We start from the raw sequence: 13,599 nt of genomic DNA on the forward strand, positions 1-13,599 counted from the left end.
GTCAGTCCCGGACCTTGAGGAACCGCATACGGGTCGCGCCGTTGCTGTCGGTGCCTCCGGCCGCGGCGGCGGAGATCGTGCCGCCGGTCCACACGAACATCAGGTGCAGGCGTACCGTGCGGGGCGCGGACGTGATCGTGTGCTCGGTCATGATGTGCGTCGTGCCGCCCTGGTGCTCCTGGGCGCTGGGGGAGTTGATGGCCGCGATCTGCGTGAAACTCGCCAGGAGCGTTCCGGCGGTCTCGTCGCGGAGGTGACCGATGATGTAGCCGGAGCCGCCGGTGTCGGTGCCCAGCGCGTACCGCACATCGGTGTCGATGTGGTAGGTGCCGACCTCCGGCAGCACGATGTCCGACTCGGGCACGGGCACGTCCGTCCCCTGCGCGGCGAGGAGGTCGGCGTGGCCACGCTCGGCGTTCCGGAACCCGGACGGCGGGGTGAGGCGGGCTCCGACCGCCCACACGGTGGGGCAGCCCGGCGTCTGGACCACGTCCACGTCCACGGACCGGTCGGTGCCGGTCGCGGCCGGGGCCGCTCCGGTCACGGCAGTCAGGTCGGTGCGCGGCACGAGGAGACCGTCGGGGGTGTTCTGCGCCGAGTTACACGCGTCCGGGGCCAGGTCCGGCACGGGGGGCACGTACAGGCAGCCGTCCGTGCCCGTGGTGATGGCGTTACCGGGGTCGGTGGACAGGCACGGCGTCGCGGACCCGCCGCTGACGATGACCGGCGGGCAGCACTGGTTGCAGCTCACGAGACGTCTCCCAGATCACACGGGGACAGGAAGTTGATGTAGACGGCCGCCCCGTCGGGGACGTCCACCGTGAACGGGCCGCACAGGCGGCCGGGAGCACAGTCGCCGGGCGGAGCCGACCACCGGAAGGCGGTGTTGCATTCGTTGACGACGGTGGAGTTCCCGGCGCAGTCGGTGACCGTCACGGGGCCGCACGCGACGGTGATGGACAGGGACTCGGTGCCCTCCGGCATGTCCCACGTCTCCGGCCCGGACAGCCCGACCAGTTGGGGGCACATCGGGGTGGGCCGGCACTGCCCGCACTCCCCGACCTCGCCGACGGGGGTGTAGGGGGTGACGCCGTCCGTTTCGGTGTCGCGTTCCTCGGTGACCTGCCCGCTGGTGCTGTCGTAGGTCAGGTGCCGCAGGAACGGCGTCGAGGTGCCGTCGGGCTGGTAGTCGCACAGCGGGACGACCCTCGTGCCGTCCTCGCACGGGCAGTCGTCGCAGTCCCCGACCACGCCGACCGGAGTGTAGGGGGTGACGCCGTCGGGCTCGGTGTCCGTGACGGCGGTGACCTGCCCGTCGCAGTCGTGGGCGAGGTGCCGCAGGAACGGCACACACCCGTCGGGGGTCTGGTCGCACAGGGGGAGGACGGTGGCGGCCCCGCATGGCGGGTCGGTTGGTGTCCCGCCGCCGGGCGCGCAGGGAAGGGGCTCGACGGCCACGGGTCACCCCTCGTTGTGGACGGCGCGGGTGTGGGTGTCCCGCCCGCGCCTTGTGGTGAACTCGCGGGGGCAGTGCGGGCAGGCGTAGCCGCCGCTGCCGCCGCCGCTTGCGGGCTCGGTACTGGTGTCGTCCGGGATGCTGCTGTCGTCGTCGGAGACAGGCGCCGGGGCGGGCTCTCGGGCCGGTTCGAGGGCGGGCTCGGTGAACGGCGCGTCCAGTTCGGGAGAGACGTACCGGTGGCCGTCCACGGTCGAGCCGATCAGGATGTCCTCCGGCATGGACGCGTACAGGTCTGCGGGGACGGCGAACTCGGTCGCCGAGCAGGTGCGGACCTTCGGCTCCTGGGCGACCGCCCAGGCGGCGAATGCGCGGCGTCGCGCCGGGGCGGGCTCGATACGGATGATGTTCAGCACAGCGTCACCCGGATTCCGGCCGCCTCGCAGCAGGCGACCTCGACGACGAAGGACCGCTCGGCCAGTACGAAACGGTCGTTGGTGGAGATACGGACGGACGCGGCGTCCGTGTCGGGCACGACCTCGGGTGCCTCACGACGGACCCGCAGAGGGCCGGTGACGTACAGCCACGCCTCACCGGAAGGTGCCTGGGAGCAGTCCGGGGGGCCGACGTTCACGCTGTAGCCGGCGCCCATGATGACGCAGTTCCCCATCAGGGTCCGCGGCGTGCCGTCCTGCAGGGCGACGACGTTGCAGCAGCCCAGCAGCGCGGCGGCACCGGCCGGGACGTGGAGGACACCCCGCCCGCCGTAGGTGGAGGCGAGCCAGCCTTCCAGCGTGGCGATGCCCTGCGCGATGGACACGGCGCCTTCGGCGGGGGTGAGGTCGTCGGCCATCGGGCACAGCACGTCCCGCATGAACCACTCTTCCAGGGCGCGTTGCTCGCCCATGCGGAGTGCCTCGCGTGCCTGCCGGACGGCCTCGGTGTACTGCCAGCCGATCGTGGAGCAGGTGACGCCGGCGTAGATGGTGATCGGCGCGGCCGAGCACACGCCGGGCCGGGCGAAGTCTTTGACGACCGGCCCGCCGGGCGACTCGTCGCCGTCGGGGCACCAGTCCCAGTCGTGGGCGTCGATGCACGACAGCGGCATCCACTCCGTGCCGAGGAGTTCGTGGACGTCGGGGACGTCGACGATCTCGGTGCAGCCGGTGAGGATGCCGTGCGGGGCCGGGGTTCCGGGGATCGCTTCGACGCGTTTACGCAGTCCTGCGGACGGCACCTGCCTCGCCTCCTATCCAGGGGGGTGCGGTCGGCCCGGCCGGGCAGGTGGCCGGGCCGACCGCGAGGGGGGCCGTGGTCAGGACGTGGCGCAGGTGAGTACGGACTGCGCGCCGGTCTCGCCGCTCGGGCAGACCGGGACGGTGACGATCCGGGTGTCCACCGACCGGTCGACGAGCGCCACGCACTCCTCGGCGAAAAGGGCGGTGTAGTCGTTCGTCTGGAATTTCGTGGAGTCGTGGATCGCGCCGAGGTTGATCTCCTCGCCGCGGCCGATCTGCAGGCTGCCGGACGGGTAGATGAGGAACTGGATTTGCTCGGGCCACTCCGCGGCGGGAGTCGGGCCGCCGATGTCGGTCGGCACGGCGGGGGTCAGGCCCCGCGCCCACTGGATACGGACACCGAGCGGGCTGAACACGTCCTGCACCATCGAGGGGGTGACCTCCTCGGCGCAGCAGCCGTTACGACGCGCGAGGTCAGCGAGGAACAGGTTCCGCGACCACCACGGGAAAACGACCTCCAGGGCGGTGCCCTCGCACAGGCTGTGCCGCTCGATCATGTCGGCGGCCTGCAGCGCGACCGCGGCGTAGATCGCGGACAGGGCGCCGAAGGTGGGGGCGAGAGTGACCGGGGTGGCGGTCGCGACGGCCCGGTTGAACAGCTCCTGCCGGATGCGGATCTCGTGCGCGACCATCGTGTTGCGCAGGTACCACGACACCAGCTCCGGGAAGTGCCGCTGGGTGAGGATGCCCGCCTCCAGGCACACGCCGACGGCGTCACAGCGGACCTCGATCGGGTCCGGGCAGGGGATCTTGAAGCAGGGCTTGGTGGCGCCGGAGATGTCGTCGGCTTCGGTGTGGACCCAGGTGAGCTGCCCGACATCCAGGGACGGCGTCTTGTAGTAGCGCAGCCCGCCGCGGGCGAGCTGGATCTCCGGGGCGTCCCACAGCATGTCGGGGCACGCGACGTCGGTGAGTTCGTACAGCGTCTCGGACGGGGCGCACCAGCCGCCCGACGCGACCAAGTCCTGCTGCGGCAGCCGCCGCTGGTTCGACGCGGCGAGGGACACGGTGGTGCCCTCCGGCGCCGACGACGAGTCGGTGACGATCAGGTCCCGCTCGAAGGGGTGCCGGTAGGAGATGACCTGGCCGACGCCGCCGCCGGCAGTCTTCAGTGCGGTCGCGCGGGAGATGATGCCGCGGGTGACGTCGTCGAAGTCGAGCGGGGCGCCGGGGGTGTAGCCGGGCACGTCGACGGCGGCGGTGATGGTGGTGCCCGGCGCGGGCGGCTCGGGCAGGACCCGCGGCTGACGGGACCGCACCGAGGACAGGTTCAGAGGGACAGAGCGGCGCGTGATGGCGGTCGACGCGGTCACCTGCTCGGGCTGCGCGGCCGGCTCGGGCTCGGGGTCGGAGGAGGCTTCGGCCTCGTCGCCGTCCTCGGTGTCGTCGTCCTCGGTGTCGTCGTCGTTGCTGGTGTCCTCGCCGCCGCGGACCTTCGCCGCGAGGGCGTCGATCTCGGCGGCGGCCTGCTGCGCTGCCTCGTGGCGGGCCTGCTGCTCCTGCCGGATGTGGTCGACGGTCGCGGCCAGCTCGCGCAGTTCGCTGAGGTCGTCGGAGGTGACGATGCTGGAGGACGCCTTGGCGTCGAACTGCGACACGGCCTCGTTGAGGGCGTCGGCGAGTTCGTCGTCGTTGAGGATGCGGATGTTCTCGGGGATCTCGGGCTGCTGCTCGGGCATTGAGGGTTCTCCGTCGTCCAGAGGGAGAGACCCGGCCCACAACCAGCAGTCGAACGTGTGTGAAGTTGTTGAGGTGATTTTAGCCCGCGGCGGCGGTGGGCGTTGAGGGGCAGAGTGCACCGCCGCCGCGGGGGTCTGGCGGGAGGGTCAGGCGGTCAGGACGCCGTGCCCTTCTCCCGGACGATCGGCGGTGTCGTGCCGTCCTTCTCCGCCGCCTTCGTGTAGCGCTTGGCGACCGACTCCGCGGTCGGTTTGGAGGTGGAGGTGTAGACGACGCGGCCGGAGCCGCCGTCGAGCACGACCTCGTACTGCTTACGGTTCTTCTGGCAGCCGCACGCCATGTCAGTTCTCTCCCTTGATGCTGGCCGCCATACCGGCGGCGACCTCGGCCCGCGCGGGGGCGAGCTGCTGGGCGAGCCGTTCGATTTCGGCTCGGGCTTGCTGTTGGCGGGTGATCTCCTCGCCGACGACGGTGGCGAGGACGCCGCTGGTGCGGAGTTCGGCCGCCAGGGCGGCGGCGAGGGACTTCACGTCCGTCCCGGTGGCCGGCTGCTCGGCCGGAGCCGGGGCTGGGGTGGCGGACGCGGCGAGCGCCATGTTCGCCCGGTCGATGACGGCCGACGCGGCGAGCCGGGAGGGGTGTCCGGGCACAGGCACGGACAGCACCGCGCGCAGCGCCCACCGGCCGTTCTCCTGCCGCATGTGGTAGCTCGGCTGGCAGGCGGCGAACACGGCCCGGTCCCACTCCGACAGCCAGGGGGCGGCGGCGCCGGAGAACCACATGCCGCCGGCGTTGATGCCGACGGTGACGATCCCGGCGACGGTGCGGGTGTCGTCGAACTGGCAGGCCGCGGTCTCGCATTCGGCGCCGTCGCGGTGGTGCCCGGCGTTCATCGTGAACGCCCCGACCTTGACGGTGGTGCCGTCGTCGAGGCGGAACCGGGTGCGGAGGAACGCGGTGGTGTCGATCTCCCCCAGGGACTCGATGGTGAGGTTCTTGCCCGGGTACGCCTCGTGGGGGACGCCTGCTTGGGCGACCCAGCCGTAGATGCGGCCGTCGGCGTAGTGGACGCCGCCGGAGCCGGGCGGCAACTCCTCGGCGGTGGGCTCCTTGAACCAGGCCGCGGGCATCGGCGGGAGGGCCTGCATCTCCTGCCACGCGGACGCTTCCAACTCGTCGGCCTCCTCACGGTCCCAGGGCGGGGTGATGTCGCGGTCGAAGTGGTCGGCGATGCGGTCGTAGAGGGCGGTGACGCGTTCGCGGAGGGTGTCCTGTTCTCCGGCAGGGATGTCGACGCCGCCTCGTCCGCCTTCCAGGACGTTGGCGACGGCGTACACGGCGCGCACCACGATGTGGAGTTCTCCGTCGTAGACGTCGGCGATACCGAGCTTGTACGCGGCGAGGGTGGCGGGGTCGGCGTCCGGGTCGCGGTAGAGGAACGCGGCGCCGAGCCGATCGGGGTCGCCGGTGTCGCCGGTGGTGGCCCAGTCCAGGACGCGGGACGCCGCGGCGTCGCCGTCCCAGTCGGCGTCGTAGTCGTCGTGGATGGGCAGGTCGAGGTCCCCGGACATGGACGCGGTGATCTCCCCCTCGGGGAGGGTGGAGGTGCCGACGTACCGGCCGGGCGAGAGGCGCACCAGGCGGCCGGCGGCGGTGGCGCGGATTAGGTAGTCGCGGGCCTGGGAGACGGTCATGTCGAGGGCTTTGGCGACGTCGGCGGCGGAGACGGGGATGGGGCTGGTGGAGACGTAGATGACGACGTCCCGCATGCGCTGGCCGGGCGCGGGGGCGTCGGCGGACGCGGTCGTGTCGTTGTTGAGGACGATGCGGGCGCGGGCGAACGCGGGCATGGACACGAGCGTGGCCCCGCGGACTCGGGCGCGGGTGATCCGCATGAGGAAGTCGCCGGCGTTCTCGGTGTGGATGACTTCGCCGGTGGTGTCGTCGGGGTCGCCTGCGGCGGCCTTGAGTTCGGTGGCGGTCTCGACACCGGCGGCGGTGAGCGCGGCGTGCAGCTCGGGGGCGTGGACGGAGCCGTCCGGTCCGATGGTCCACTGCACGGTGTGGGAGGCGCGTACTGCGGGGCCGTCGCCGGATGCGGCGAGGTCGACGATGTTGGTGGCGTGCACGGTCCAGTGCCCGTCGGGGTGCTGCAGGACGGACGCGGAGGCGAGGGACGCCAGCAGTACCGGCTCCTCCTCGTTGTCGTCTTCCTCCAGCTTCTCGGGGCGGGCGACGACGGCGATGTCGACGTCGTCGAGGTCGATGGACACGCCGAGCGGGGCGCCCTCTTCGAGGAGCCGGATCGAAGAGGCTCCGGCGAACTGAGTCGGGTAGAGCACGCCGGCGCCGGGGATTCGGTCGTTGTCCCGGCTGATGTATTCGATCGCTCCGGCGAGTTCGGCGCCGCGGTGCCCTTCGAGCATCTCGTCGGCGTACTGCAGTGGCCAGGGGCCGTTCTCCCAGTACAGGGCGCCGGGCGAGAACACTCTGCCGTCGCCGGTCTGCTGGTTTTCGAAAGCGAGCGCGGTATCGCCGGGGGTGTGCCAGCGGCGGGGCTGCTCCGGGTCGATGGCGTCTGCGGTCACGGTTACCTCCTGCGCAGTGCCGGGGGGAAGGCTGTTGCGTTCGTTGTCGAGGTGTTCGGCAGGATCGGCCTGCGTTTCGAAGACACCGCCCCGCGTCTGGCCCTTCGGTTCAGAGGCTGCGGTGCGGGGTGCGCGTTCCACGACGGCGATGCAGCGGCAGTTCACCGTCAACTCCGGCGGCGCGGTGGGGTCGCCGGGGTAGTCCATCGCGTGACCGGCCACCTGGAACGGGTCGTCGAGGAGCTGGAGTTGCCCGTCGACGAGGTCGTGGGCGTGCCGGACGCGGTTGTCGCGGCGGGTGGTCCACTGCTTGACCAGGGGCCGGTCGGGGCCAGTGAGGTCACGGGCGGCGCCGACCGCGCCGGCGTTCCAGGCGCGGGTCGCTTCGGTGCGGGCGATCCGCTCGGCGCGGGTCTCCCCCAGTTGGGTGCCGTCGGCGGCGAACACGGCGCGGAGCCGGTCGGCGAGCTGCTCGGTGTCCTCGCCGTCGGCCAGTCCCTCGGCGAGCGTGGTACGGGCCTGCTCGGCGAGCCGGTCCCCGACCCCGTCCAGCAGGGTTCGTGTCGTGTCCAGGTACGCGGCGACGGCCGGGGGCAGCAGGTCGGGGCGGTTGTGCCGGTCGCGGAGGTTGCGCCAGTCGTCGGGCAGCGGCACACCGGCGGCGTCGGCGGCCTGCCCGGCGCCCTGCTCGGTGATGCCCAGCAGCCGTCGGGTGATCCGACTGACCCGGCGCCCCCACATGCGGGCGATGCGGGACACCGAGAACGACGCCGCGGTCAGGTCGTCTGCGCGTGTGACGGCGCGGGCGAACTCGGCGGCGATCTCGCCGAGGATACGGTCGACGAGCCGCGCGAGGTCTGTCTCGGCGGCTGTCAGCCTCTCCTCGATGTCAGGCACGCTGCGCCACCCCCCGTGCCGGGCGGGGGGCGACCCTGTGGTGGGTGGTGAGCCTGTGCCGGTCGTTTTCCTCGGACCGCCAGGCGATCACCTCTTCCTCGACGGTGCGGCCGGGGCAGTGGGAGCACCAGCCGTGTGCGCGGTGGGCGGCCGTGCTGTGGCCGGGCAGGGTGGTCACGCGGCACCTGCCAGGCAGGGGGCGACGACGGCCGGGACGTGCTTGTAGTCGTGCTCGACGCCGGCGGCGATCAGTTCGCGGGTGTAGTTGTCGAGGGTGGAGGTCAGGCAGTCGGCGTTGAGGCCGTAGCGGGCGGCGATCTCGGGGACGCGGACCCAGACGCCGTCGAGGAGTTTCCACCGGTCGATCTGGTCGGCCTCGACCGGGAGGGCGCTGTGCAGGGACGCGGCGGTGATCTCGCGGGCGCGGGCCCTCTCCGAGCGGGGGCAGGCGGGGGTCTTGCGGAGTTTCTCCCCGGCGGACGACAGGGCGGCCCAGACGATGCCGTCGACGGCGGCGATGAGGGCGTCGCTGGGGGCTGCAGCGGGGAGGGTGTTGGGCTCGCTGGGGTTCTCGTCGACCGGCAGACGCGTTGTCGGGGTCACACTGGGCTCCTGCTCCTGGTCGGCGTCGGTGGCGGTGGTGGCGTGGGGGGCGTCGGATTCGTCGAAGCCGGTTTCGCGGCGGACCGCGGTGTCGGAGATCGCTTCGAGTTTGAACAGGTCGATCGCGGTCTGGGAGCGGTTCGCGCGGACGCGGAGCGGGCTGGTGTCGTACCAGACGAGCCAGCGTTCGGCGTCGGGTACGCCTTGGCTTTCCAGCAGGGGGCGGAGCCACTGGGTGGTGAAGGCGTGGGCGACGGTCCGCAGGCGGGGTTCGACACCGAGGCGGATCGCTTCTTGGGTGAGGGCCCAGGTGCCCCAGTGGTTGACGTCGCCGAGGCCGAGCAGGATCTCGGCGGGAAAATCCAGGCCGGTCGCGAAGCGGCGGATGGCCTCCTCGCGGAGTTTGATCGCGAGTTCGTCGAAGTCGGATTCGAAGGTGAGGCGCTGGATCTGGCCGATCGCGTCGCCGGGGACTTCCAGGATGATCGGCACCGTCGCGGCGGCGGACTCCGGCTCACGGATCGCGGTCTCGGCGACCTCCATGAACACCTCGATGAGGTCGTCTTCGGCGTCGGAGGATCCGGGCGTGGTGGGGAACCGGGTGCCTTTGGGGACGAGGAGCACCCCGCGGCCGGTCAGGCGGGAGCGGGCTATCGCGGCGACGGCCGAGTTGAGGAGCTGGAGCTCTTCGAGGAGTTGGAGGCTGGAGCGGACCGGGGAGTCGGCTTCCATGTGCTTCTCGGGGTGGGGCTCCCACACGCGGATCGCGACCGGCGCGTCGTCGTAGGGGCTATCCGGGTCGTGCGGGGGGACCTCGACCTGCTCGCCGTCGATCTCGGCGACGAGTTTCCCGGACTGCTGCCGGATCTCTCCGGTGGACAGGGTGTGCCACTGCTCCTCGAACTCGCCGGGGAGGACAACGATCCATCCTTCGCCGGGCACGATGAGGTACTTGCCGAACCGGCCGAGCATCGCGGCCTGCCCGTCGGGGCCGCCGCCGATGCGGGCGACGGCTTCGGCCGCAGGGTGGCCGTCGGGCGCGGGCTGGATGGTGCGGTCGTCGGCGCGGTAGCCGGCGTAGAGGCGGGCGCCGGCCATGGCGTTACCGATCCAGGTCGCGGCGAAGCGGACCTCGGGGACGTTGTTGTACATCTCCCAGGCGCGAGCCTGCCAGTCGGCGCCGTTGTTGCTGTTGGAGCGTTGCTTGTTGCCCTTGCGGGCGGTGTAGCGGGCGGCTGCGGCGGAGAGGCTGCGTCCGGTCACGAGGCACGGCCCCAGGTGTCGTCACGCCGGTTCCCGAGGGCCTGGACGCCGGCGACGGCGAACCATTCGATGCCGTGCACCGGGAGGGGCGCGTCGTCGAACTGGCCGGTTGCGAGGAGGTACGTCAGCAGGATCGCGCCGGAGATCCACCAGCCGAGGCAGTAGGTGCAGGAGATCAGGGTGACGACGAAATCGCGGGGCCTGGAGTCGGGCCGGTTCGCGTGCCAGGCGAACACGCGGTCCCGTAGCGGGTCGAGGATGCTGTCGTGCACGCCGAGTTGCGTCGCGCGGTAGGCGGCGGCGCCCAGTATGCCCAGCTCCAGCAGTGTGATCACGTCGGCCCCTCCGGGTGGTTTCCTCCGGTCGAGGCGTCAGCGTAGGGGCGAGTACGGGCAGGGGGTGCCGGTTACTCGCGTCGGGGTTGTGTGACCGTGTGGCGGGCGTTCGTGGGTACGTCGCGGCCCCCGGTCCGGCTGGTGCCGATCATGGGCGGCAGTGCGCTGGCCGGTCGGAGGTTGGGGGTGGGTTCAGCGGATGATCGTCCAGGCGAGTGCGGCGACGATGAGCAGCCCGGCCCAGAGGGGGAGTCCGCCGCCTTTGGTGAAGCGTCCGCGGTTGTCGCGGGGCGGGAGCCGTCGCTTGCCCATGGTGTTCCCCCTCGGTGGTCGTGGACGTGCGTGTGCCGCCCGCTCAGGGTGCGGGCGGCACAGGGGCCGGGCAAGGGCGCGAACCAGCCTCAGAGGGGGCACGACGGGGGCGCTCAGGGCTCCTTCGGCCCAGAGAGCTGGAGCAGGTCGTCGAGCTTGCGGAACAGCACAGGCTGGGTCTCCATCAGCCGCGGCCCCCACTGCGACAGCAGACGGCAAACTTCGGCGAGCTGCTGCTCCGGAGACTGCCCGTGTCCGGCGAGGTGGCGTTCGTAGTCCGGGCGGTGTTCCTCGCACGCCGGGCAGGTGATCGCGGTGCCGTCGGGGAGCGGGCCTTGGGTGGTGGAGCGTCCGCAGATGCTGGGTCCGGTGGCCCACGCGTCGAACTGCGGGAGCCACTGGTACAGGGCGAGGTGGACGAGGTCGGGTTCGTCGGGGAGGGGAAGGCGGGCGACGGGCACGAGGTAGCGGCGGGTCCGGTCGAGGCCCTGCTTGTCGCCGTAGTGGACGTCAACGCTCACGTCGGGCCTCCTCGAGTGGGTCGGCGCCCGGGATCAGGCGCAGCCGGGAACGGGACAGGGTCGGGGCTTGGTCGGGCGTGGGCCAGTCGTCCGCGCACAGCCCATACACGGGCGGCTCCCAGCCGGGCCGGTAGTGCCGGTACACGCGCTCCCAGTCCGCATTGAAGTAGCACGGCAGCAGTCCGCCGCGGTTGGGGATCGGCTCGGGCGCGGTCTCGTTCTGCGCGCGGACCTGTTCGGCGACACGCTCGGCGTGGTCTTTGTGGCGCTTGCAGAACCAGTGCGCGGTCACCCAGCCGGTGCGGGGGTCTTTCTCGAGGACGCGGTGGTGGGATCCGGCGCCGCAGACGCCGTCTTCGGTGCGCCAGTCCCGGGGTGGGGTGTAGCCGGGCGGCACGTGCACGATCGGGGGCGGGAGCCGCCGTGCCACCGCTTCGTCCTTCAGGACCGGTACGTCGGGCGGGGCGGGCTCCTTCCTGGGCTTGTACGGGCGGGGTCGGTACGGGCGCAGCCGCGGCGCCTCGCACGCCGGGCCGAGGCCGCAGCGTTCCTGCGCCTGCCAGGGCAGTTCGTAGCGGGGCGCGTCGTCGGCGATGAGCCGGTCGTAGCGGGCCTGCCGGCCGTGCTCGACGCCGAGTTTACGGCGGGCGATCCGCAGGGGGCTGACGTCGTCTTCGCGTTTGGCGAGGTCGACGGCGTAGGCGACGGCGAGGAGGAGTTCCCGGGTCTCGTGGCCGACGCGGGGGTCCTCGTAGATGGCTTGGACGAGTTCGGCGAAGGAGCGGTGCGGCCGGTCGTGGTCGCTGGTGGGCGGCTTGACGCTGCTCAGCTTCGTCACCGGCGGGTCTCCTCGGCTGCGGCGCGGATCCGGTCGATGTGTTCTCGCAGGACGCTCAAGCTGGCGTGCCCGCGGACCATCGCCTGCTCCATCGCGTCGCACTCCGCCAACACCCGCTTCAGCCTCTGCTGTTCGAAACCGGGGGTGGTGCGGTTGATGTCCTGGCCGTCACGGATGAGGGCGTCGGCGGCCTCCAGGTGATGCTGGGCGTGTTCGTCGCGGAGGTCGGCCAGCGACCGGCCGTCGTAGTGGCGGGCGAGGACGTCGGCGATCCGGTCCCGGTCGGTGGTGGTCATGGGCGGGCCTCCTTGGGCTCGGGGTGACGGTGGTAGCCGTGAACGGAGCAGAACCCGATGTCGGCGGTATACGGCGCGGGGGGCGGGTCCGCCAGCAGGGCGTCGGCTGCTTCGGGGGCGAGGCAGCGGAGGTGGCCGCAGGTGAGGTGTCCGTCGGGGTGAGGGTCAGGGCGTGGTTGCGGCAGGCGGGGCAGCGGCCTTGGACGGGAGGGTCGGTGTCGGGGTTGGCCATGGTGGGTCTCTGGGCGTCGGGGGTTAGTTGCGGGGCCGGCTGTCGGGGCAGCGGCAGATGCGGGGGTCGCTGGCGTCGCCGGATTCGCCGCATACTCCGCACCACCAGGCGGGGGGTTCGTCGCTGTTGTCGTTGGTCCACTCGTCGTGGCTGGTGGTGGTCATGGGCGGGGCTCCTTCGGGGCGGTCTGGGTGGTCCGGCCGCCGCTCCAGGGGGGGGGCGGCGGCCGGGCGTGGGTGAGTCAGGCGGCGAGGGCGGGCTCCTTCGCCGGGGCGGTGGTCTGGCCGTGGTCGACGCACTCGGCGTCGGAGCAGTGCAGCCAGTGGCAGATGCCGGGGCGGTTGCTGTAGGTCGGGGTGACCAGGTTGTCGCCGGTGGGGATGGCGTGGCCGGCCTGGCGGTGGGCGTGGAGGATGAACGCGATGCCCTGGGAGGTGACGCAGTTGGGGGTGTCGCCGAGGGAGAAGAAGTCGTCGGCGGTGGGGTCGTACATCTCGGCGTGGATGGTGCCGCGGCGGCGGATGAGGATGGCGCCGAGGAGCGCGCCGTTGGCGTCGCGGACCTCGTAGCCCTCGATGGGGGTCTGGGCGTCGGTCTCGATGAGGTGGGCGAGCGTGCCTTCCTCGTGGTCGGAGGTGGCGATCCAGTCCCACTGGCGGAGCTGGGCGTGGTTCATGCGGACGAGGAGGACGGTGGTGTCGAGGGAGTGGATGGTGGTGGTCTCGACGGTGCGGGCCATGGGGTCCTCCTGGTGGGCAAGTGTTCCCGGTTGCTTACGTCTACGACTGTAGCGGGTCGCCGAGGGTCGCGCAAGTATGTGGAGACACTTGCTCGCCGGTGGGTGCGGAAACATCGCGGCCCCCGACCCGGCGAGACGCTGGCGGGGGCCTCAGGAAGAGAAGGGGTCAGCGGTCCGGGTGGGCCGCCTCGAAGTGCCCGGCGATGGCCTGCTCCACCCGCGCAACGTAGGCACGCTCACGGGCAGCGGCCTGCTCGCTGACCGCGCGGGCGATGTCGGCGCTGGTGAAGCCAGCCGGCAGGATCAACGGCGGCGCAGGCGGCTCGGCGCCGACCATCTCGTCGTGCCACCAGCCGCACCCGAGAGGGCACCAGTAGCGGATGACGCAGCCGGGCCGGTAGTCCGGTGTGGGGATCGTCGTCAACGGCGGCAACTCCACCGCCTGGGCCGCAGCGTCCGGCCACCCCAGCCGGTCGGTTTCGTCGCTCGACATGCGTGCGGTGGCTGCCTCGATCGGATCGAGCTCGTCGGCGGGCACGAG

Annotated in this window: 16 protein-coding genes; all 16 read right to left on the reverse strand. The window is 71.9% G+C overall.

Annotated elements, in window-relative coordinates:
* Position 1 precedes the first annotated feature (1 nt).
* Positions 2–751 (reverse strand): hypothetical protein, encoded by a 750-nt coding sequence (locus tag F0L17_RS14460; RefSeq protein WP_238419382.1) that lies wholly within the window; start codon positions 749–751, stop codon positions 2–4.
* A complete protein-coding gene (locus F0L17_RS14465; RefSeq protein ID WP_155071397.1) occupies positions 748–1,458 on the reverse strand; it encodes a hypothetical protein in 711 nt (236 codons plus the stop codon). Before F0L17_RS14465 ends, F0L17_RS14460 begins: the two co-directional genes overlap by 4 nt.
* Positions 1,459–1,461: 3 nt before the next feature.
* The gene (locus tag F0L17_RS14470) at positions 1,462–1,872 is read right to left on the reverse strand and encodes a hypothetical protein (RefSeq protein WP_155071398.1); all 411 of its coding nucleotides are present in this window, start codon (positions 1,870–1,872) and stop codon (positions 1,462–1,464) included.
* A complete protein-coding gene (locus F0L17_RS14475) occupies positions 1,866–2,693 on the reverse strand; it encodes a cupin (RefSeq protein WP_162466201.1) in 828 nt (275 codons plus the stop codon). Before F0L17_RS14475 ends, F0L17_RS14470 begins: the two co-directional genes overlap by 7 nt.
* Before the next feature lie 78 nt (positions 2,694–2,771).
* Positions 2,772–4,433 (reverse strand): major capsid protein, encoded by a 1,662-nt coding sequence (locus F0L17_RS14480; RefSeq protein WP_155071399.1) that lies wholly within the window; start codon positions 4,431–4,433, stop codon positions 2,772–2,774.
* 155 nt (positions 4,434–4,588) lie between these two features.
* Positions 4,589–4,774, reverse strand: coding sequence for a hypothetical protein (locus F0L17_RS14485; protein ID WP_155071400.1), 186 nt, complete (start codon positions 4,772–4,774; stop codon positions 4,589–4,591).
* A gap of 1 nt (position 4,775) precedes the next feature.
* Positions 4,776–7,919, reverse strand: coding sequence for a phage head morphogenesis protein (locus F0L17_RS14490; RefSeq protein WP_338018086.1), 3,144 nt, complete (start codon positions 7,917–7,919; stop codon positions 4,776–4,778).
* On the reverse strand, positions 7,912–8,097 hold the full coding sequence (locus F0L17_RS14495) for a hypothetical protein (protein ID WP_155071401.1): 186 nt from the start codon (positions 8,095–8,097) through the stop codon (positions 7,912–7,914). Before F0L17_RS14495 ends, F0L17_RS14490 begins: the two co-directional genes overlap by 8 nt.
* On the reverse strand, positions 8,094–9,785 hold the full coding sequence (locus F0L17_RS14500) for a hypothetical protein (RefSeq protein WP_162466202.1): 1,692 nt from the start codon (positions 9,783–9,785) through the stop codon (positions 8,094–8,096). Before F0L17_RS14500 ends, F0L17_RS14495 begins: the two co-directional genes overlap by 4 nt.
* On the reverse strand, positions 9,782–10,120 hold the full coding sequence (locus F0L17_RS14505; protein ID WP_162466203.1) for a DUF1360 domain-containing protein: 339 nt from the start codon (positions 10,118–10,120) through the stop codon (positions 9,782–9,784). The genes F0L17_RS14500 and F0L17_RS14505 overlap by 4 nt, the downstream gene beginning before the upstream one ends.
* Positions 10,121–10,545: 425 nt before the next feature.
* On the reverse strand, positions 10,546–10,953 hold the full coding sequence (locus F0L17_RS14510; RefSeq protein WP_155071403.1) for a hypothetical protein: 408 nt from the start codon (positions 10,951–10,953) through the stop codon (positions 10,546–10,548).
* Positions 10,943–11,791, reverse strand: a complete 849-nt coding sequence (locus F0L17_RS14515; RefSeq protein WP_155071404.1) for a hypothetical protein — start codon at positions 11,789–11,791, stop codon at positions 10,943–10,945. The genes F0L17_RS14510 and F0L17_RS14515 overlap by 11 nt, the downstream gene beginning before the upstream one ends.
* Positions 11,788–12,087 carry a hypothetical protein gene (locus tag F0L17_RS14520; protein ID WP_155071405.1) on the reverse strand — a complete coding sequence of 100 codons (300 nt, stop codon included), beginning with the start codon at positions 12,085–12,087 and terminating at the stop codon, positions 11,788–11,790. Before F0L17_RS14520 ends, F0L17_RS14515 begins: the two co-directional genes overlap by 4 nt.
* 255 nt (positions 12,088–12,342) lie before the next feature.
* Positions 12,343–12,483 carry a hypothetical protein gene (locus tag F0L17_RS14525; RefSeq protein ID WP_155071406.1) on the reverse strand — a complete coding sequence of 47 codons (141 nt, stop codon included), beginning with the start codon at positions 12,481–12,483 and terminating at the stop codon, positions 12,343–12,345.
* Between the two features lie 77 nt (positions 12,484–12,560).
* Complete coding sequence (locus tag F0L17_RS14530; RefSeq protein ID WP_155071407.1) at positions 12,561–13,058, reverse strand: hypothetical protein; 498 nt, start codon at positions 13,056–13,058, stop codon at positions 12,561–12,563.
* Positions 13,059–13,224: 166 nt separating this feature from the next.
* Complete coding sequence (locus tag F0L17_RS14535) at positions 13,225–13,596, reverse strand: hypothetical protein (protein ID WP_155071408.1); 372 nt, start codon at positions 13,594–13,596, stop codon at positions 13,225–13,227.
* Positions 13,597–13,599 lie beyond the last annotated feature (3 nt).

It is taken from the genome of Streptomyces taklimakanensis, from assembly GCF_009709575.1.
In the GTDB taxonomy this organism is placed as follows: Bacteria; Actinomycetota; Actinomycetes; order Streptomycetales; family Streptomycetaceae; genus Streptomyces; species Streptomyces taklimakanensis.